Origin of the sequence: Treponema pedis, assembly GCF_017161325.1 — a bacterium.
In the GTDB taxonomy this organism is placed as follows: domain Bacteria; phylum Spirochaetota; class Spirochaetia; order Treponematales; family Treponemataceae; genus Treponema_B; species Treponema_B pedis.
In genome coordinates this window covers 1,690,337-1,708,198 of record NZ_CP045670.1, presented here as the reverse complement: position 1 = coordinate 1,708,198, position 17,862 = coordinate 1,690,337, and the positions used below count along the sequence as shown (strand labels likewise).

20 protein-coding genes are annotated in these 17,862 nt (G+C 36.1%); 15 read left to right on the top strand and 5 right to left on the bottom strand.

Translation table 11 applies throughout. The features are described 5' to 3' along the window. Positions 1-45 precede the first annotated feature (45 nt). The 5 genes from DYQ05_RS07835 to DYQ05_RS07815 are packed head-to-tail and all read left to right on the top strand — an operon-like array spanning position 46 to position 3,160. Positions 46-1,200, top strand: a complete 1,155-nt coding sequence (locus DYQ05_RS07835; protein ID WP_024467278.1) for a galactokinase — start codon at positions 46-48, stop codon at positions 1,198-1,200. 12 nt (positions 1,201-1,212) lie between these two features. Beyond that, positions 1,213-1,674 carry a flagellar basal body-associated FliL family protein gene (locus DYQ05_RS07830; protein WP_020965454.1) on the top strand — a complete coding sequence of 154 codons (462 nt, stop codon included), beginning with the start codon at positions 1,213-1,215 and terminating at the stop codon, positions 1,672-1,674. 14 nt (positions 1,675-1,688) lie between these two features. After that, positions 1,689-2,051 (top strand): hypothetical protein, encoded by a 363-nt coding sequence (locus DYQ05_RS07825; RefSeq protein WP_020965453.1) that lies wholly within the window; start codon positions 1,689-1,691, stop codon positions 2,049-2,051. Then, the gene (locus DYQ05_RS07820) at positions 2,044-2,685 is read left to right on the top strand and encodes an RNA polymerase sigma factor (protein ID WP_020965452.1); all 642 of its coding nucleotides are present in this window, start codon (positions 2,044-2,046) and stop codon (positions 2,683-2,685) included. The genes DYQ05_RS07825 and DYQ05_RS07820 overlap by 8 nt, the downstream gene beginning before the upstream one ends. Further along, complete coding sequence (locus DYQ05_RS07815; RefSeq protein WP_029408936.1) at positions 2,675-3,160, top strand: hypothetical protein; 486 nt, start codon at positions 2,675-2,677, stop codon at positions 3,158-3,160. Before DYQ05_RS07820 ends, DYQ05_RS07815 begins: the two co-directional genes overlap by 11 nt. A gap of 4 nt (positions 3,161-3,164) precedes the next feature. Here the strand turns inward: DYQ05_RS07815 and DYQ05_RS07810 are convergent, their stop codons facing one another. The 4 genes from DYQ05_RS07810 to DYQ05_RS07795 all read right to left on the bottom strand — a co-directional run bounded on the left by DYQ05_RS07810 (position 3,165) and on the right by DYQ05_RS07795 (position 7,621). Next, on the bottom strand, positions 3,165-4,088 hold the full coding sequence (locus DYQ05_RS07810) for a M23 family metallopeptidase (RefSeq protein ID WP_024467283.1): 924 nt from the start codon (positions 4,086-4,088) through the stop codon (positions 3,165-3,167). Between the two features lie 289 nt (positions 4,089-4,377). Beyond that, a complete protein-coding gene (gene folK / locus DYQ05_RS07805) occupies positions 4,378-6,123 on the bottom strand; it encodes a 2-amino-4-hydroxy-6-hydroxymethyldihydropteridine diphosphokinase (RefSeq protein ID WP_206183212.1) in 1,746 nt (581 codons plus the stop codon). Between the two features lie 113 nt (positions 6,124-6,236). Continuing rightward, a complete protein-coding gene (gene folP / locus DYQ05_RS07800; RefSeq protein WP_206183211.1) occupies positions 6,237-7,118 on the bottom strand; it encodes a dihydropteroate synthase in 882 nt (293 codons plus the stop codon). Positions 7,119-7,141: 23 nt separating this feature from the next. Beyond that, positions 7,142-7,621 (bottom strand): dihydrofolate reductase, encoded by a 480-nt coding sequence (locus DYQ05_RS07795; protein ID WP_206183210.1) that lies wholly within the window; start codon positions 7,619-7,621, stop codon positions 7,142-7,144. A gap of 190 nt (positions 7,622-7,811) precedes the next feature. On the opposite strand from DYQ05_RS07795, the gene DYQ05_RS07790 reads away from it, so the two are divergent. The 7 genes from DYQ05_RS07790 (at position 7,812) to DYQ05_RS07760 (ending at position 13,622) form a co-directional block, all read left to right on the top strand. Continuing rightward, positions 7,812-8,780: a metal ABC transporter solute-binding protein, Zn/Mn family gene (locus tag DYQ05_RS07790; protein WP_206183209.1), complete on the top strand. Its 969-nt coding sequence runs from the start codon at positions 7,812-7,814 to the stop codon at positions 8,778-8,780. 89 nt (positions 8,781-8,869) lie between these two features. Then, a complete protein-coding gene (locus DYQ05_RS07785; RefSeq protein WP_024467288.1) occupies positions 8,870-9,535 on the top strand; it encodes a DUF1361 domain-containing protein in 666 nt (221 codons plus the stop codon). A 157-nt stretch (positions 9,536-9,692) separates the two neighbouring features. After that, complete coding sequence (locus tag DYQ05_RS07780; protein WP_024470075.1) at positions 9,693-10,340, top strand: PTS sugar transporter subunit IIA; 648 nt, start codon at positions 9,693-9,695, stop codon at positions 10,338-10,340. An 11-nt stretch (positions 10,341-10,351) separates the two neighbouring features. Beyond that, positions 10,352-11,257: a 16S rRNA (adenine(1518)-N(6)/adenine(1519)-N(6))-dimethyltransferase RsmA gene (gene rsmA / locus DYQ05_RS07775; protein ID WP_206183208.1), complete on the top strand. Its 906-nt coding sequence runs from the start codon at positions 10,352-10,354 to the stop codon at positions 11,255-11,257. A gap of 11 nt (positions 11,258-11,268) precedes the next feature. Next, positions 11,269-11,826, top strand: coding sequence for a DUF8521 domain-containing protein (locus DYQ05_RS07770; protein ID WP_024467291.1), 558 nt, complete (start codon positions 11,269-11,271; stop codon positions 11,824-11,826). Further along, positions 11,807-12,829: an RluA family pseudouridine synthase gene (locus DYQ05_RS07765; RefSeq protein WP_024467292.1), complete on the top strand. Its 1,023-nt coding sequence runs from the start codon at positions 11,807-11,809 to the stop codon at positions 12,827-12,829. The genes DYQ05_RS07770 and DYQ05_RS07765 overlap by 20 nt, the downstream gene beginning before the upstream one ends. Before the next feature lie 4 nt (positions 12,830-12,833). Then, positions 12,834-13,622: a pseudouridine synthase gene (locus DYQ05_RS07760; protein WP_206183207.1), complete on the top strand. Its 789-nt coding sequence runs from the start codon at positions 12,834-12,836 to the stop codon at positions 13,620-13,622. Here the strand turns inward: DYQ05_RS07760 and DYQ05_RS07755 are convergent. Continuing rightward, positions 13,561-14,922, bottom strand: a complete 1,362-nt coding sequence (locus DYQ05_RS07755; RefSeq protein WP_252723302.1) for a bifunctional folylpolyglutamate synthase/dihydrofolate synthase — start codon at positions 14,920-14,922, stop codon at positions 13,561-13,563. The genes DYQ05_RS07760 and DYQ05_RS07755 overlap by 62 nt on opposite strands. A 56-nt stretch (positions 14,923-14,978) precedes the next feature. Between DYQ05_RS07755 and murC the strand changes: the two genes are divergently transcribed. From murC to cmk, 3 genes are read left to right on the top strand one after another with little or no spacing between them, the layout of a single operon-like run. Continuing rightward, positions 14,979-16,427 carry a UDP-N-acetylmuramate--L-alanine ligase gene (murC, locus tag DYQ05_RS07750; protein WP_206183206.1) on the top strand — a complete coding sequence of 483 codons (1,449 nt, stop codon included), beginning with the start codon at positions 14,979-14,981 and terminating at the stop codon, positions 16,425-16,427. Then, entirely contained in the window at positions 16,424-17,290 is an 867-nt protein-coding gene (locus DYQ05_RS07745) for a YicC/YloC family endoribonuclease (RefSeq protein WP_206183205.1), read from the top strand. Before murC ends, DYQ05_RS07745 begins: the two co-directional genes overlap by 4 nt. Before the next feature lie 13 nt (positions 17,291-17,303). After that, on the top strand, positions 17,304-17,852 hold the full coding sequence (gene cmk, locus DYQ05_RS07740) for a (d)CMP kinase (RefSeq protein ID WP_029410758.1): 549 nt from the start codon (positions 17,304-17,306) through the stop codon (positions 17,850-17,852). The last annotated feature ends 10 nt before the right edge of the window (positions 17,853-17,862 follow it).

The following is a 17,862-nucleotide window of genomic DNA, read 5'->3' as shown; positions in this document are numbered from 1 at the left end:
AACATTTTTCTTGAAAAAAATCAAGATAACGAGTATTATATAAGTATGCAAAAAATAGTAACTTTTCATATTGACGAGTACGGAGACGAACCTGAAGCCTGCGCCGCAGCGCCGGGCAGGTTCCATTTATTAGGTGAGCATACATGGTTTGCACAGGGAAATACACTTTCTATGGCAATAAACCATTATTTGTACGTGTGCGCTTCAAGGCGTTCGGATAACAATTTCAGATTGTTTTCCATTTCGTTAAATGAGCGGAAAAAGATTTCTTCTTCCGGCTTAAGGTACAAAAAGGAAGACAGGTGGGCCAATTCGGTAAAGGCGGTAATTGCGGCTTTTATAGATTCAGGTTACCCCATTTCGGGGTTAAACTTTACAATCCTTTCCGAAATACCTTCCGATGCGGGCTTAGGCACTCCCAATGCTTTAAAAACGGCCGTTGCATTGATTTTACGAAAACTATTTGCACCTAAACTTTCAAAAAACGACCTTGTAGATATCCTTGAACATGCGAACACTCAACACTTAAACACATATCCTCACAGAGCGGATATTCTATGCGCTTTATTTGCAAAGGCGAATCATTGCGTACGAACGGACCACAGAAAAAAAACTGCGGAAATTTATCCGTTTCCTATTGAAGGTCATTCAATTATTCTTACGGATTCAAGGGTTCCGCGTATCATCGCAAGAGAAGAATTGGGAGCAAGGCTTGACGAATGTATAGACGCTTATGAACTTGTAAAAAAACAACCGGATATGCCTAAGGATATGTCTCAATTAACCGAAAAAATGCTTGAAGAACTGGATATCCCCGAATCGGTAAGGCGGCGCGTAACATATATTATACGCGAATCGCTTAGTGTAGATGACGCGGTAGACTCTCTTAAACGCAACGATAACGTTATGCTTTCAAGAATATTAAACCGCTCGCATGAAGGATTGCGCGACAGATTTGAAATTTCCTGTCCCGAATTGGATTGGATTGTAAAACGTTCGCTTGAATTTATAGAGCCTTCTTCCACAAATGTAGTATGCGCCAGAATGACCGGAAAGGGTTTCGGCGGCTGCACTTATACTATAATAAGTGAAAAAGACGCTCTTACCTATACGGAAAAACTGGACGATTACGAAAGAATATTCGGTTTTAAACCGTTATTGTACAAAGCAAGGCCTACAGGCTGTGCAAGAATATTTTAATACCGGCCGATTATGCAAAAAAAAAGAAAATATGTTCTTTATTCCGTTTTGGTAAAAACAGTTTTTATCTTAATTACGGTAATTGCGGCAGGGACGCTTTTTTCGTTTTTAAAAAAAGAAAAAAAAACCGAAAAGCAAGATAAAGAGCCTTCTTTAATCAGAGGAAATAAGTCTCTTTACACCGATTTAGGAAGGCTTCGCGCCGTTACTTCGGAAAAGCAAGCCGCAACTGTTGTAATTTTTCCCGTTTTGGAGTATAATACCGAAGATACGCAGTTTCGGGAAGAACTTGTACAAAAAAAAGAACAGCTTAGAACCGTAATATTAAACTGGTTTTCGCAAAAAGATGCGGTTGAACTTTATACTATGCCTGAACAAACGGTAAAAAAAGAACTTCTTGAGGCGGTCAACTCGATATTGAATTTATCGAAAATACAGCGGATATATTTTAAGGAATTTATAATTTTGGAATAACGGAGTTTATAATTATGAATAACAATCCTGTTCCCGCAGCTCAAATTATTATTTCGATAATACCCATAGTCGGTATTATAATGGCAGGGGTTTTAATTTTTTTCTATCTTCTTTGGCGGCACAAGCAGATTATATGCCAAATTCAAACAAAAACATATATCCCCATAAAATTTAATCTTTTAAGTTTTTGCCTTATTTTAGGCATATTGTTAACTATAATAGGTTTCGTTCTTACCGTTTTATTTGCCGTAATCGACGGTTTAGGCTATATATTACTGGGAGGGCTTGTTCCGCTTAGCTGCGGTACGGGGCTTTTAATTTACTATGCGGTTTTTTCAAAAATCGAAAACGGGAAGAAAAACAGAGTTTATGATTAAACTGAAAAATTTTTTAAAAAAAGAAACTCCTTCCGCAATTGAAGACAAATTTTTATGCAAATCGGCACTTTCAGGCAATAAGGATTCTTTCGGAGCAATCGTTGCAAAGTACCAAAAGCGCATATATTCGCTTGGAATGAGTTTTTTTAAAAACCATGATGATGCCGAAGATTTTGTTCAGGATGTAATGATGAAGGTCTTTTCGGCCCTGCCTAAATTTCGAGGAGAATCTTCATTTTCCACATGGCTTATGAGAATAGGATATAATACCGCCGTAAATTCGGTAAACCGGAAAAAAGAATTCGTGTCCGCATTTGAAGATTTCGAAATAAGCTCCGCGGGGCTTACACCTGAAGAAAGCCACATTCAACATTGTGTAAAAAATTCAATTAGAAGAGCGGTAAACGAATTGCCTGAAAAGTATAGAATTTGTGTGGATTTATACTTTTTTTACGATATGCCCTATTCGGACATAGAGTCTGTTACAGGAATCCCTATAAATACGATAAAATCTCATATATTCAGAGCAAAGAAAATATTAAAAATAGAGCTGGAAAATATGGGAATCAGCGGAACACAGGAAAAAAATACATATCCGGTCCTTTTTAAATTAAATTTGGCTTATGACATGTAATGAAGCGCTTAACAGATATATGGCTCTCGACAAACACGACCCCGTACCTTTTACGGTTACCGTGCATCTTTTACGATGTAAACGATGCCGAAACATTGTACGTGCTATGACTACTGCAGCTTGTATGTATTCCAGAGCTCTTTCCGATACCGCCGATTCAGACGATAAACTTGTGCAAAAAACCATGGACAAAATCAATAAAACGCTTCCCGATTTAGTAAGCCTACGCTCCGAAAGCAGCGCACCTAATGTCCATATTCTTCCATGGGTTATAATCGGAATTACAATGATAATAGGACTGGGTTCGGTTCCTTTTACGGAAATAGGCAGATGGGCTTCCGAAAATTTTCAGCTGAAATTCGTAATTCCTTTTGCTCTGGTATTCGCTTCGTTTGTAAGCATTTTTTCGGCTCTTTTTGTAGGAAGGAACTTGGATTTTTTCGTTAAAAAATTCGATTTAAAAGACGGTAATTAAAAAACTAATTCCATACGGCCGCAGGATTAATTGTTGCCCCGTTTTTATAAACCGTAAAATGAAGATGCGGCCCGGTACTTCTTCCTGTAGTACCTACGGAACCTATTCTCGTTTGATTGGTTACATATTGACCGCGTTTCGTTAAAATCGTATTCAGGTGTCCGTAAAGGGTTTGGTACCCAGAATGATGTCTTACTATTACATAATTTCCGTAAATATTGCTGTATCCGGTAGCAACTACCGTGCCGGCAAGAGCCGCATAAATGGGAGCTCCCTTATATGTCGCCAAATCTATACCGTTATGAAAACTGCGCAGTCCCGTAAAAGGGTCTCTTCTCCAACCGTAACGGGAAGAAATTCTATATCTTCCGTGAATCGGTATTTTAAAAAGGTCGCCGTTAATTTCCTGTAAGGTAATCCAATCCAATTTTGCATCTGGTAAAAAGACTACGGCACCGGCTTTAAGCATGTTATTATCCGAAATATTATTAACCAAGGCAAGTTTTTCCAAAGAAATTTTATATGAATCTGCAAGTTTTTCAGGCGTATCGCCTTTTTTTACCGTATATACTATTCCGTCCATTGAAGGGATTTTTAAAAGCTGTCCTATTTGAAGAGAACGCGTATTTTTAAGTTTGTTTACGCTTATAATGGAATCTTGACTTACTCCGTATTTTGCCGCTATTTCACCTACCATATCTCCGCGCTTTACCGAATAAACCCGATAGTCTAAAGGCGGAACGGTAATTTCCGAAATTTCTTCATCCGGTCTAAATGTAGGAAGCCTCGAGTCGCCCCCGCCCATTCCCGTTTCCGAATGATAAACAACCGGAGCTTTTAACTGTAATCCGTTAAAAACCGCGGAGGCAACAACCGCCAAAAAGAGAACACCAAAAACTGCTGTTATAAGACAATAAGACTTTTTCATTTTATAAAAACTTGCAAGCAAAAATAATATTTAATTGCAGCCGTTCGGTTTAAACCTAAGATATTTATCGGCAAAAAATGATAAAATAATAAATCCGTTATTTTGTATTATACAAAAATAAAAGAAAAAAATCAAGTGAAGAAATTAGTTTTACCCGAAAAATCAAGTTTTAATATTTAACTTGCAGCTTGAATTACCTGACGGGTTTAAGCTCACGGCACTTTAGTTTTAAATAAATATTTTTTTCCGAAACACGGCAAATTGTATCCCGATTGGGAATACGGTTTCCCTATTTTTCGTGTTCTTGTCGTAAAAAATAATATGCTTTTTTTATTTCTCCCGCCAAATATAATGAGCCGCACCACAATATCAAGTCTTCTTCTTCGGCTGCCGAAAATGTTTTTTTCAATGCGGCAAAGATATTTTTTTCACAATATACATTTGAGTGCAATAAAGAGGCTTCTTTAAACAATTCTTCCGCTTTTAAGGCCCTTGCAACCGGAACTTCCGTAACTACAATTTCCGAAGCCTCGGGTATTAGCATTTTAAGCATATCGCCGTAATTTTTGTCTTTTAAAATCCCTATACCCAAAATCAAACGCTTATAATTAAGGTGTAAAAGAGTTTCGGTTAAGGCTTTAATTCCTTCCGTGTTATGGGAACCGTCAAGTATAAATAAGGGCTTTTTTTGAAGCACTTCAATACGCGCCGTAAGAAAGGCCTCGTTTAAACCGCAGTATAACTGTTCATCGGTAAAATGCAATTTTTGTTCCGTCCGTAAAACGGTAAGCCCCAAAATTGCCAAAGCGGCATTATTTACCTGATGTTTTCCGCGCATAGATAAATGTATATCTTTAAATTTTCCGTAAGAAAAGACCGTTTCAGTTAAACTCACTGAACAGGAGTTTATTTCGCTTTCGTTTAAAACATAAATTTGCGAGCCCGCATTTTTTGCCGCTTTTTTAAAAATATCCGTTATATTGCTTCCGTTAGGATAGCAAAAAACATAGGAATCTTTTTTTATAATTCCGGCCTTATGTTCCGCTATTTTTTCTAAAGTATCTCCCAAATAATCCGTATGGTCGTAATCAATTGTTGTAATAAAGGACGCAAGAGGTTTTTCTATAACATTTGTAGAATCATAAAGGCCTCCCATTCCGGTTTCTATAACTGCGATATCCGCATTTCGGCGTTTAAAATATTCAAACCCTATTGCAGTTATAATTTCAAAATATGTCGGAAACATATTATGCTTTTCCATATCGTCAACAACGGAATGTATGTGTTTTAAAACCGATAAAAGTTCCGAATCCGGTATATTTTTACGGTTAATTCGGAACTGTTCCGTAAGGGTTTCAATTGCAGGAGAAGTAAATAAACCTGTTTTATAACCGGCATTTTCAAGTACACATGAAAGATATGCGCAAAGAGAGCCTTTTCCGTTTGTTCCAGCGATATGAAGACAGGGATATTCTTTATGAGGATTTCCCAAACGGGATAACAAAGCTCTTATATTTTCAAGTCCGGGCTTAATGCCCAATTGCATTCTTGCATTAAGCCAAGCAGTTTCTTCCGACAGCTCAAGATTATCCAGTAAGGTTTTTACGTTTTTTTTACATACGGGGTGAAGTTTTTCGGGACTTATTTCCGAAAGAGGTTTTAAAACAAAACTTCGTTTTTCCATTTCGGGATGAGGAACGGTTAACTCTTCGGTTTTTAATACCTCATCTTCATAAAAAAGAATATCCAAATCTATAGTGCGAGGGCCCCATTTAATTATCCTCACTCTTTTAAGAGTTTTTTCTATATCCAATAATGTATGCAAAAGCTCTAAGGGGGATAAATTTGTTTTTGCCTTACATACTGCGTTAATAAAATCCGCCTGGTCGGTTTTACCGTAAGCCTTTGTTTCTATAAATGAAGAAATTAAAACCGGTTTTATACCTCTTTTTTCCATAAGCCCCAAGGCTTTTTTAAGATACCCTTCCCTATCGCCGATATTTCCGCCCAGAGCTATCCAAACATTTTTTTCCATTTCCGCCTCTTATGTTTTAATTTTTTCCGTATACTTTAAAATGAATATCTTCACTGTTATCGGCAAGGCGGATTGCGTCTCCGATAATTTTAGCCTGTAAATGCTTTCGGACATTATGAACGCGAAGAACGTTTACACCTATATAAGAAGCTGCGGCGGTTAAAAAGGCCGAGCCGTAATCTATATTTTCCAAGCCTTCCGGAGTTTTTTATATCCGCGTCAACTCCGTTTTCCTGTAAAATATTTACTATAAAGCGTTTTCTTGAAACACCCAAAAAAGAAAAGCAGCCCATTTTATGAATATCTTCTATACATGAAATCAGTTTTAAATTTTCCCGTTTTGTCAATCCGAAGCCTATTCCCAGGTCAAGCATAATCCTTTCTTTGGGAATATGATTATTTTCCGCAACCGTAAGTATTTTTTGAAAATATGCAGCCATCATTTTTTCAATAGGCAGTTTATTTAATGCTTCCAAGTCTTCCGCCGTAAATATTTCGTTTTTTCCGAATACGGGAAAAATCTTGGAACCTTCGTTATCGGGACGGGCAATAACGGGATTAAACATAAGAATTACTCCGGCATCGGAGGCTCCTATCACCTCGGGCATTTTTTTATCTCCCGCAAACCCGGTTATATCATTAATAATATCCGCACCCGCTTCAAGTGAAGCCCTTGCAACCTCCGATTTCCAAGTATCCACCGAAATAATAATATCAGATTCTTTTTTAATTGCTTTAATTACAGGTACTATTCTTGCAATTTCATCTTCCGCCGAAACGGGAGTACTTCCGGGCCTTGTAGATTCCCCGCCTATATCCAAAATAGCCGCCCCGTCTTTAATTAGCTTTTTCGCATGGCTTACAGCCGTTTCTTTTGAAAAATACTTTCCGCCGTCCGAAAAAGAATCAGGCGTTACGTTAAGAATTCCGCATAAAATCGTTTCACCGTTACCGAATAATTCTTTATTTTTACATTTAAACTTCAAGTTTTCCATAAATTACTCCGAATATTTTAATTTTATAAAATTTTTATTTTCTTAATATATGTTACATAGCGATAAGGAACGGGGGTATCTATTTTATGTCCTTCCGTACGCTCAAATTCCGTAAGCTCGAATTGCGGAAAATAAGTATCGCCTGAATATTCCGCATCTATTTCCGTAATATACATTATATCGACTATCGGGAGGGCTTCGCGGAACACCTCTTCGCCTCCTATAATGAACACATCGGAGCTTGCGGCTTTTTTCAAAGCTTCGCTGAAATTTTCCGCCGTAATGCAGTTTTCCGTTTTTATTTTTTTTGTACGCGATAAAACAATATTAAAGCGGTTTACTAGGGGCGCTCCTATATCTTCAAAGGTTTTTCTCCCCATAATAACGGTATTCCCGTCAGTTAATTTTTTAAACCGCTTTAAGTCTTCAGGAATATTCCACGGAAGACGGCCGTTTTTTCCGATAACGTTATTTTTTGACCGTGCTGCAATCAATGCAATCATAAGCGCTTCCTTGTATTTTTTAGTGCAAGCAAAATAACATATTTTTTTTAAATAGACAAGGAGGACTATAACCGTATCTAACAATTTTTATAAGATTTATACGAGTTTTTTAAAAAACGTCACCCTCTTGACTAATAAAATATGCCTTATTATATTCTACCGTACTTTAAATCAGATTTAAGGAGTTTTTATGAAATCTATGTTAAAAACAGTGTCGGTTTCCGTTATTTTTGCACTTCTTGCAGTAAATTTAACCGCAATGGGTGCTAAAGATGTTCCCGACAACGGAAAGAAAAACGTTGCGGTAACCTTTGATGCAATCAAAGAACTTACCGGAGCGGTAGCCAAGGATAAAGTTAATATCATGCCTATAATTCCTCCGGGAATGGAGGCTCACGGCTTTGAGCCCAAGGCAAAAGACCTTGCTTTTTTGTCAAAAGCCGATGTACTTGTTTATAACGGACTTGATATGGAATTTTGGCTTGAAAAGGCCTTAGATGCCGTAAAAAACGATAAACTTGTAAAAATTGAAGCCGTAGAAGGGATTACCCCTATAAAGGCGGAACATCATTACCATGGGGAAGGAGTTTGTCCTATTTGCGGAAAAGTTCACGGCCATGAGGAAGGTGAAGAACATGACCATCACCACGGAGAATTCGACCCCCACGCATGGCTCAGCCTTACTTCAGCAAAAATCATGGTACAAAATATTGAAAAAGGCTTAAGCAAGGCAGACCCGGAAAATGCGCAATTTTATAAAGAAAATGCGGATAAATATATTGCGGAATTGGATATGCTTTTAAAAGATTACACGGCAAAATTCGAGTCTATTACAAACAAACACTTTGTAACCGGCCATGCCGCTTTCGCATACTTGTGCAGAGACTTTAAATTGGAGCAAAATGCCGTAATGGGCGTATTTGCCGAAGGCGAGCCCAATGCAAAAGAGCTTGCCGAACTTGTAGAATACTGCAAAAAAAATAAGGTAAAAGTAATTTTTTCCGAAGAAGCTGCAAGTCCTGAAATTTCCAAAACGCTTGCAAAAGAATTGGGCGTAAAAGTGGAAAAAATATATACCATTGAAATTGCGGAAGATAATATGTCTTACCTTGAAAGAATGGCGTTAAATTTAAAGAAAATTTACGAAAATCTTAAATAATTATTTTAAATCTCCGGTCCGCACTTTACAAGACCGGAGATTTTACAGGCATTTTTAAATGTAGAACTTTAAACTTTATAAGGGATTTTATGCACAATTATTTTAAAAATATTTTCCGAATAAAAAGTACTCTTATTTTACTTTTCCTTTCCGTATTTTGTTTATTTTTATCGGTTTGCCGTATATTCATTGCGGAAAATAAATTTTTGCTTTTTTTAATTTGGAATTTATTTTTAGCATTTATTCCGTGGTGTATTTCCTCCGTTTTATATCTTTCCAAATCCTTAAAAAAAATAATCTTTGCCGCAGCGGCGTTTATTTGGCTTATTTTTTTTCCTAATGCGCTTTATATCGTAACGGATATTATCCACTTAAAAACCGCTTCTCCTACCGTAAGATGGTATGATTTAATTCTTCTTTTTTCTTACAGCTTCGCAGGGCTTTTTTACGGTTTTGTAAGTTTGGATTTTATGGAAACAAAAATTAAAATTCTGTTTAAAATAAAATATCCTCAAATTGTTTCAGCCCTTGTTATTTATCTTTCGGCTTTCGGAATTTATCTTGGAAGATTTTTACGTTGGAATTCATGGGACTTACTTACAAATTTATCGCAAGTGCTTTCCGATTTGTTTTTACCTATAAAAAATCCTTTTATTCACGCAAGAACATGGGCGTTTATCCTTTTACTGGGAACACTTTTTAATCTTTTATATGCTTCATATAAAACTTTTCAAAAACCGCTTGAAAAATTATAAAAAGCCGTTTTTTTTCACGGATACAAAAAAAGAACTGTCGGTATCTTTTACAGTTTTATACTAAGTTTTTATACACAAATATCTTTTTCCCCATATCTTGACATATTCTTACATTTAGTGCAAAATGCTTCTACAAGTTATTGTGAGGTAAATTGATTTGACCGATGAAATTTTAACCATTGAAGAAGTAGCCAAATATTTGAGAGTTTCGGACCGTACGGTTTACGAATGGGCTCAAAAAGGCGAAATACCGGCAGGAAAGATAGGCACCGTCTGGCGTTTTAAACGGGACGAAATTGAAAACTGGGTGGACGAAAGACTTGCTTCGTCAAAAAAAGCGGCTCCGAAAAACAGGGAGTTGAAACCGGAAGCTTTTTTATCGCCCGATAGGGTCGTTCTTTTAGATTATTCCGCTAAAAATGACGTATTGGTAAAAATGTCGGAAGTTCTTGCTTCCGCTCCGCAAGTAAAGAACCGGGAAGATTTATTAAATTCGATTTTAAAGCGCGAAGCGATTATGTCCACGGCAATAGGACGAGGCATTGCGGTCCCTCACGTACGCCTTGCTTCCGTTACCGATTTGGTTATGGCGGTGGGAGTTTCTCAAAAGGACATTTTGGATTTTGACGCAATAGACGGCAAACCCGTCCGTATAGTATTTATGATTGCCGCGGCAAACAGTCAGCATGCCCACTATTTGCAGACTATTTCGTATTTCAGCAATAAATTAAGAAACGAAGAAATAAAGAATGCCGTTATAAATTCCAAAGATACGATGGAAATTTATTCGCTTCTTTGTAAATAGCGGTTAACTTTATGTGCGAAAGCCGTAAACCGAAGCTGCCTAATTATGATTCTCCGTCCGAATTAAAAAGTTTTTTGGATTTTTCCGGTTTGGGAATGCAAAAAAAATTCGGTCAAAATTTTTTAACGGACAGAAATACTCGCAACGCTCTTCTATCCTTCCTCAAAATTAAAGAAGGAACGAGAGTATGGGAAGTCGGAGCCGGACTGGGAGCGATGACGGAGCTTCTTTTGCAAAGAGGAGCTAATCTTACGGCCTTTGAAATAGATAAAGGCTTTTCAAAGTTATTAAAATTTTTTTTTACAGGGCAAAATAAATTCAGACTTGTAGAAGGCGATGTACAGAAAACATGGAAACTTGAAATTAAGGAAAAAGGTAAACCTGAAATTTTTTTCGGTAATCTTCCTTATAACATCGCCTTAGACCTTATTTCATCAATAATAGAACAAGAAGTTATTTTTGATTCTATGCTGATTACCGTTCAAAAAGAAGCGGCCGAAAGAATTATTGCAAAACCCGGTAATAAAAATTATACGGTACTTTCGGTTTTATGCAGCATATTTTATGAATGTAAAATAGTAAAAACGATTCCGGCCTCATCCTTTTGGCCTAAACCCAATGTCGAATCAGCGGCGGTATTATTTACTCCGAAAAAAGAATTTCCCGCAGGCAGGGATTTTATTTTTTTTGTAAAAACGGTAAAAGCCCTTTTTTCTTCAAGACGAAAAACCGTAAAAAATAATTTAAGCGCATGGCTTAAATCAAACGGTTTTACCTGTACTGCCGAAGAGGTTTTAAAAACTTGCGGTTTAAACGAAAATCTGCGGGCGGAAAATCTTTCCCTCTATGATTTTTTATCGTTATCGAATATAATAGCAAAAACGCGGACGGAAGGCTTTGCAAAAGCCGAGTATTAAGAAAACATAAAATGAAAAAAAATAAAATTATTGCAAGTTTAATTTTTTTTGTCTCTCTTTTTTCGGTTATGCCAGTTTATGCGGAAGACGAAAAAATAGATAGGACTCCCGACCCTTACGGAATAGAAGAATTTAACACATGGCAAAAAGATTTACGCCGGTTTGAAATTATTTCTTTCGGCGCCCTGCCCTTTGTTTCTTTACTGTCGTTTTGGACCTATGATATTATCCGCTCGGTAAAGCATAAAGGAGACCCGGCTTACAAACCTTGGCCGTTAAAAAATCCCGAAATTGCCGTTCCTCTTACCGATGATGAACAAAAAAAAGTATTTTTTGCAGCTGTGGGAATTTCCGTAGGTATAGCTCTGATAGATTTTTCTTACCGTGCAATTAAACGCGAAATAAAAAAGAAAAAATTAAAAGAGGAAAAACTTAATTCGGAAGAACCGATTATTCTTATTCCTATTATTGACGGAGCAAGTCCTTCTAACGAAAAAGACGAAAAACCGCAAGAAAAATCTTCAAACGAAGATAAAACGTCTAAAGAAAATGAAACGCCAGAACAATAACTCTTTGCCCGTATCATTTATCCGCAAAATAAAAGTTGAAAATCTTTCCGCTCCTGTACGTTTGGATATTTATTGTGCGGAAAAGATTTCAGAGCTTACGCGCTCACAATTAAAAAGCGGATTAAAAAGTTTATCGGTAAATTCTCAAAAAGCAAAACTTTCACGAGCCGTAAATAACGGAGACCTTATTGAAATTAACTGGCAAAATCCCGTTCCCATGTATGCGGAACCTGAAAATATTCCGCTAAAAATAATTTATGAAGATGAAAATATAATTGCCGTAAATAAAAATGAAGGAATGGTTACGCATCCTGCCGGGGGCAATTGGAAAGGTACGCTTGTAAACGCCTTAAATTACTACCGCACCTTTAACTCTTCTTATAACGACGAGTTTAAAACCGTATTAAACCGTTTAAGCGAAAAAAAATCTCTCGGTATAAATTACAATGATACGGTTTCCGAAAAAGATTTATACCGTATAGGAATTGTGCACAGGCTTGATAAAAAAACGTCAGGGATAATAATTACAGCGCGCAATTTTAAAACGGAAGTGTTTTTAAAAGAATGCTTTAAAAAACGGCTTGTAAAAAAATATTATCTTGCAATTATTAAAGGCTGTCCTAAAAACAAATCCGGAAAAGTTAAAACTTCCGTTTTCCGCTCCAAAGCGGACAGAAAAAAATTTAAAACATCGGCTGATTTATCCTGCGGTAAACCCGCTCTTTCGGCATATAAAATTTTAAAAACAAACGGAGAGTATTCTCTTGCAGTATTTAGAATTTTTACCGGCCGCACGCATCAAATCAGACTTCATTCAAAATTTTTAGGCTGTCCCGTATTGGGAGATAAAATATACGGTAAGAAAAACACGGCCGATTTCGGCGATAAATTATTTCTTCACTCTTATAAATTGGTTCTTAACTTAAATAATTCAAAAAAAGAATTTAAAGCACCTCTTCCGTACTATTTTAAAAAAGCAATGCAATTTTTTTTTAACGAGTAAAATTATGGAAAAAGATTTTTTTTACGGAAATAAAATAAAAATACTTTTTGAAAATAACGAACTTGCGGTTTTATATAAGCCTCGAGGGGTTCCTACAGCACCTATTAAAAAAGAAGATAAAAACACATTGGTAAATTTTTTTTTAAATCATTATCCTGAAGGAGCAAAGATAATCGGCAAAAAACAAATTGAAGCGGGGCTTATTCACCGCCTCGATACCGCAACTTGCGGCTCGGTTTTATTTGCAAAAACTCAAGATACATACGATGAATTAAATACATTGCAACTACAAAACCTGATTACAAAAACTTATTTTACTTTTTCCGATATTGAAAAAAATTGCGATAAAAATTTTATAGATAATTTAAAACTTCCTTATAAAATTACAAGTCAATTTTCACCATTCGGTCCAAGGCGTAAAAAAGTTATTCCCGTATTTGAAAAAAGCAGGCGGTTTAAAGATAAAGGAAAAATGTATACTACAACAATAACTTCCGTTACAAAAAAATTTAACGGAAAATTTTTTATAACCTGTACTCTTACTCAAGGATTCCGCCATCAAGTACGCTCTCATTTATCTTATTGCGGTTTACCTATTTGCGGAGACGCCCTTTACAATTCAAATTATAATTGCGGTGAAAAGGAAGCGGAAAACCATGAATATCCCTTACAGCTTTATGCGGCAGGTATTTGTTTTCCTAAATTAAAATCTTCCGCTTCCTTTCCTAAAGCTAATCGTGTAAATGATTATATATCGTTTTTGCTTCCGCCGCCAAATAAAACGACCCCGTAATCAAAAGGGGAAGATTTTTTAAACGGCATTCAGCAACGGTATTTTTAATAACGCTTTTATAATCCGCATTTTTTTCAATTACCGTTTTTTGAACGTTATTTTGAAAAATATCTTTAAATTCGGCAAAAGTTTTTTCGATATTGCTTTTTTTGGATTCGCCCGGAATTGTAATTATAATTTTTTTAAATTTATCTTTAAAAATTTCCGCCATGCTTTTTACATCTTTATCTTCGGCACAGGCAAAAATTAAAACACCTTGTTTATCTATCAATTTTAATTTTGAATAAGTTTTTATACAAAGAGCAATGCTGTTTTTTGTATGAGCACCGTCAATTATAACGGGAGGAATTTTTGAAAGAATTTCAAAACGTGCCGGAAGCCACGCCTTGGATAATCCCCGCTCGATAATGTCCTCTTTTATTTGAGGAAAAAGATATTTTACGGTACATGCTGCAAGAGCCGCATTTTCAGCCTGTACCTCATCAAGTAATTTTAACTCCGTATTTATGGTACGGGAAAAAAGTTTCCCTATTTTATTTTCATTGTTAAATTCAATATTAATTTTTAAACTTTTCTCCGATACCGAAAATGCTATCGGAGTTTTAATTATTTCAGGCAAATAAAAAAAAGGGGAGTCCGTTTCAAAGGCCTTCTTTTTAAAAACCTTTAAAGCCTCATCTTCCTGCCGGGAGCAAAAAACCGGAGTTTTATGTTTTATAATCCCCGCTTTTTCAAAGGCGATTTCTTCGATTGTGTTTCCGAGATAATTACAATGCTCAAGTTCAATAGGGGTTAACACTGAAATTTCAGGATTTAAAATATTAGTCATATCCAGTCTTCCGCCCAAACCCGTTTCAATTACGGCCCATTCGGTTTTTTGCAAAGCGAAAAGTAAAAATGCGGTCATTGTAACAATTTCAAACCAGCCCGGGTCTATCAGGGGTTCTTTTTTTATTATTTCATTAAAGCCTGCAATAATTTTTTCGTAAGCATCGGAATATTCTTTATCTTGGAAAAAAATACCCGAATTGGAAATACGCTCACGAAAATCCATTACATGAGGCGAAGTATAAAGCCCTGCAAAAACAGCCGCTTCCGCCAGTATGGAAGCAATCATTATCGAAACAGAGCCCTTTCCCTTAGAACCTGCAATATGAATTGCCTTAAATTCTTTTTGCGGATTACCGAAGTACCTTGCAAATTTTTCCATCTTTTTAAGATTGTCGATACTCTTATTTGCATTTCTGCCGTAATCGATAAAACCTTCAAGCCAAACCGTAAATTCGTCAGTAGTTATCATTTTTCTCCCGATTAGCACCTATTGCTAAAATTAAAAATATCGCATATTATACTCAGATGAGTAAAATTATTCTACCTGAAAATTTAAACGGGTTTAAAATTTATATGATAGGTATTAAGGGGACGGGAATGGCAGCCCTTGCGGAAATTTTAGTTTCCCGCGGTGCAGAGGTTTCAGGAAGCGACGTGCCCGAAGATTTTTATACGGCAAAATCTTTAAAAAAATTGAATATAAAAATTTTTTCTCCGTTTAATGAGGAAAATATCCCGCAAGATGCTCAGCTTATAATTTTTTCAGCAGCTTACTCCCCCGACAATAATGAGGAAATGTATGCAGTTCAGCAAAAAAATGTTCCAGCGCTGTCCTATCCCGAAGCCTTGGGAGCCTTATCGAAGTATTCGTTTTCCGCCGGGATTTCAGGCGTCCACGGGAAAACCACTACTACGGGAATGACCGGAACAATTTTAAAAGAACTTAAACTGCCCGTGTCGGTTTTAGCGGGAAGTGTAATTGCAAATTTTAATAATTCCTGTACAATGCTAAACGGTTCAAAATATTTTGTTGCCGAAACTTGTGAATATAAGCGTCATTTTTTAAATTTTCACCCGCGTAAAATAATTTTAACAAGTGTAGAACCCGACCATCAGGATTATTATCCTACTTATGAATCCATCTTAACGGCTTTTTTACAATATGCGGATAAACTGCCTCAATTCGGAGAATTATTTTATTGTGCCGATGATGAAGGAGCCTGCGAAGCTGCAAAACTTATGTTCGCTTCCCGCCCCGATTTATCTTATATTCCGTACGGAGAAAAAGCAATCGGAGATTATAAAATTACGGTACACGGAGTAAAAAACGAAAAACTTTCTTTTTCGCTTGCAGGTTTTGCGGGCGAGTTTTCTTTACAAATACCGGGTAAACATAACGTGCTTAATGCGGCTGCGGCAATTGCTCTTGCAATTTCTTTACTAAAAGAAGAACACGGAGAGCTGAAAATTGCGGATATGTCCGCAATAAGGAAGGCGGTTTCTTCTTATCGAGGAGCGAGCCGCCGTACCGAATTTATAGGTAAAGCAAAAAATAAAGATATTTTGGTTTATGACGATTATGCTCATCACCCTACAGCTATAAAAACCTTATTAAAGGGTTTAAAAGAATTTTATCCGGACAGAAGAATAATTGCAGATTTTATGGCTCATACTTATTCACGTACCGAAGCCCTGATAGATGAGTTTGCCTCATGCTTTACCGATGCGGATATTGTTATTTTACATAAAATATTTTCTTCAGCACGGGAAAAATATTCGGGACAAGTTGATGCGGAACTTCTTTTTAATAAAACGAAAAAACATCATAAAAACGTTTTTTTCTTTAATGAAGTTTTGGACGCAAAAGATTTTTTGCTCGGAAAATTGCGCAACGGAGATTTATTTATAACAATAGGAGCGGGAGAAAATTATATTTTAAGTAAAGAAATTTTAAAAAAGGAAAATAACTTATGAAAAGTATGACCGGTTATGCCCTAACCGAAAAGCATATAAAAGATGCTTCGGTAAGTTTGGAAATTAAAAGTTATAATTCAAGATATTTGGAATTAAATTTAAATCTGCCCTTTTGGCTTTCAGGATTGGAACCTGTTTTTAAAAGTTTTTTTTCTTCCAGAATTGCACGCGGTAAGGTAGAAGTTTGTTTACGGGTTAAAGACTTAAATCTGGATATAAACATAATTACAAATACATCTATTGCAAAAGCTTATGCAAAGGCTTTACGGGAAATTGCCGAAGCGGCCTGTATTTCTTCCGAAATTGATATAAATGCTTTTTCCGAAAAAGAAGGAGTTTTAACCGTTGAGCGGAACATAGATTTACATTCATGGGAAGAGCTTCTTCTTCCGGTTTTTGAAGAAACTTTTCAAAATTACGAACTTACAAAAATTGCGGAAGGTGAAATTTTAAAAAAAGACATTACGGCAAATATGGAAAGAATTCTTTCCGCAATAAAAATCATAAAAAAATATGCTCCGCAAATGGAAGAATTATTTTGTCAAACCATAAAAGACAGATTTAAAGAGCTTATAGGAAATGAAATAAACGAACAGCGCATAATGCAGGAAGTTGCGGTGATGCTTGTTAAATATACAATCAATGAAGAAATTGTAAGACTTGAAGCTCACTGTAATACATTAAGCAACGAGCTAAAACAAAAATGCCCTATAGGTAAAAAACTTGATTTTATTTGTCAGGAAATAAACAGAGAAATAAACACGATAGGCTCAAAAAATCAAATGCTTGAAATGTCTCAATCAATTATTGAAGTAAAAGACGCATTGGAAAACATACGCGAACAAAGCCGCAATGTAGAATAAACAGGAAGTGAAAATGAAAAAACAGCTTAGAATTGCAATATCCGGGTCTTCGGGCTGCGGAAATACAACCGTTTCAAACTTGCTTGCACAAAAATTGAATTTACCTTGTATAAATTATACTTTTAAAAATGTTGCCGCGGAATTAAATATCCCGTTTACGGAACTTTTAGAAAAGGCGAAAACCGATTTCAGTTTTGATAAAACGGTAGACACAAAACAAGTCGAACTTGCCTCAAAATCTTCATGCGTTTTAGGTTCCCGTTTGGCAATTTGGCTTTTAAAAGATGCGGATTTAAAAATTTATTTAACCGCCTCATTTGACGTACGTGTAAACAGAATTCACAACCGGGAAGGCGGAGATATAAACGAAGTAAAAAGAATTACAGAACTGCGCGATAAGGACGATACAAGAAGGTATAAGAGCCTTTATAATATCGATAATACGGATTACGGTTTTGCCGATTTAATAATAGATACAGAAAAAAATACGCCTGAAAAAATTGTAAAGATAATTATAGAAGAATTAAAAAAGAAAAACCTATACGAAGCAAATTTAAAATAAAGAGGATTGA

What these genes read in the sequence shown, in the direction of transcription:
- cmk (WP_029410758.1), top strand. Translation starts at nt 17,304, where the DNA reads ATGAAAAAACAGCTTAGAATTGCAATATCCGGGTCTTCGGGCTGCGGA.
- folP (WP_206183211.1), bottom strand. Translation starts at nt 7,118, where the DNA reads ATGGAAAACTTGAAGTTTAAATGTAAAAATAAAGAATTATTCGGTAAC.
- folK (WP_206183212.1), bottom strand. Translation starts at nt 6,123, where the DNA reads ATGGAAAAAAATGTTTGGATAGCTCTGGGCGGAAATATCGGCGATAGG.
- DYQ05_RS07825 (WP_020965453.1), top strand. Translation starts at nt 1,689, where the DNA reads ATGAATAACAATCCTGTTCCCGCAGCTCAAATTATTATTTCGATAATA.
- DYQ05_RS07830 (WP_020965454.1), top strand. Translation starts at nt 1,213, where the DNA reads ATGCAAAAAAAAAGAAAATATGTTCTTTATTCCGTTTTGGTAAAAACA.
- DYQ05_RS07815 (WP_029408936.1), top strand. Translation starts at nt 2,675, where the DNA reads ATGACATGTAATGAAGCGCTTAACAGATATATGGCTCTCGACAAACAC.
- rsmA (WP_206183208.1), top strand. Translation starts at nt 10,352, where the DNA reads ATGTGCGAAAGCCGTAAACCGAAGCTGCCTAATTATGATTCTCCGTCC.
- DYQ05_RS07820 (WP_020965452.1), top strand. Translation starts at nt 2,044, where the DNA reads ATGATTAAACTGAAAAATTTTTTAAAAAAAGAAACTCCTTCCGCAATT.
- DYQ05_RS07765 (WP_024467292.1), top strand. Translation starts at nt 11,807, where the DNA reads ATGAAACGCCAGAACAATAACTCTTTGCCCGTATCATTTATCCGCAAA.
- DYQ05_RS07795 (WP_206183210.1), bottom strand. Translation starts at nt 7,621, where the DNA reads ATGATTGCATTGATTGCAGCACGGTCAAAAAATAACGTTATCGGAAAA.
- murC (WP_206183206.1), top strand. Translation starts at nt 14,979, where the DNA reads ATGAGTAAAATTATTCTACCTGAAAATTTAAACGGGTTTAAAATTTAT.
- DYQ05_RS07810 (WP_024467283.1), bottom strand. Translation starts at nt 4,088, where the DNA reads ATGAAAAAGTCTTATTGTCTTATAACAGCAGTTTTTGGTGTTCTCTTT.
- DYQ05_RS07835 (WP_024467278.1), top strand. Translation starts at nt 46, where the DNA reads ATGCAAAAAATAGTAACTTTTCATATTGACGAGTACGGAGACGAACCT.
- DYQ05_RS07760 (WP_206183207.1), top strand. Translation starts at nt 12,834, where the DNA reads ATGGAAAAAGATTTTTTTTACGGAAATAAAATAAAAATACTTTTTGAA.
- DYQ05_RS07785 (WP_024467288.1), top strand. Translation starts at nt 8,870, where the DNA reads ATGCACAATTATTTTAAAAATATTTTCCGAATAAAAAGTACTCTTATT.
- DYQ05_RS07770 (WP_024467291.1), top strand. Translation starts at nt 11,269, where the DNA reads ATGAAAAAAAATAAAATTATTGCAAGTTTAATTTTTTTTGTCTCTCTT.
- DYQ05_RS07755 (WP_252723302.1), bottom strand. Translation starts at nt 14,922, where the DNA reads ATGATAACTACTGACGAATTTACGGTTTGGCTTGAAGGTTTTATCGAT.
- DYQ05_RS07745 (WP_206183205.1), top strand. Translation starts at nt 16,424, where the DNA reads ATGAAAAGTATGACCGGTTATGCCCTAACCGAAAAGCATATAAAAGAT.
- DYQ05_RS07790 (WP_206183209.1), top strand. Translation starts at nt 7,812, where the DNA reads ATGAAATCTATGTTAAAAACAGTGTCGGTTTCCGTTATTTTTGCACTT.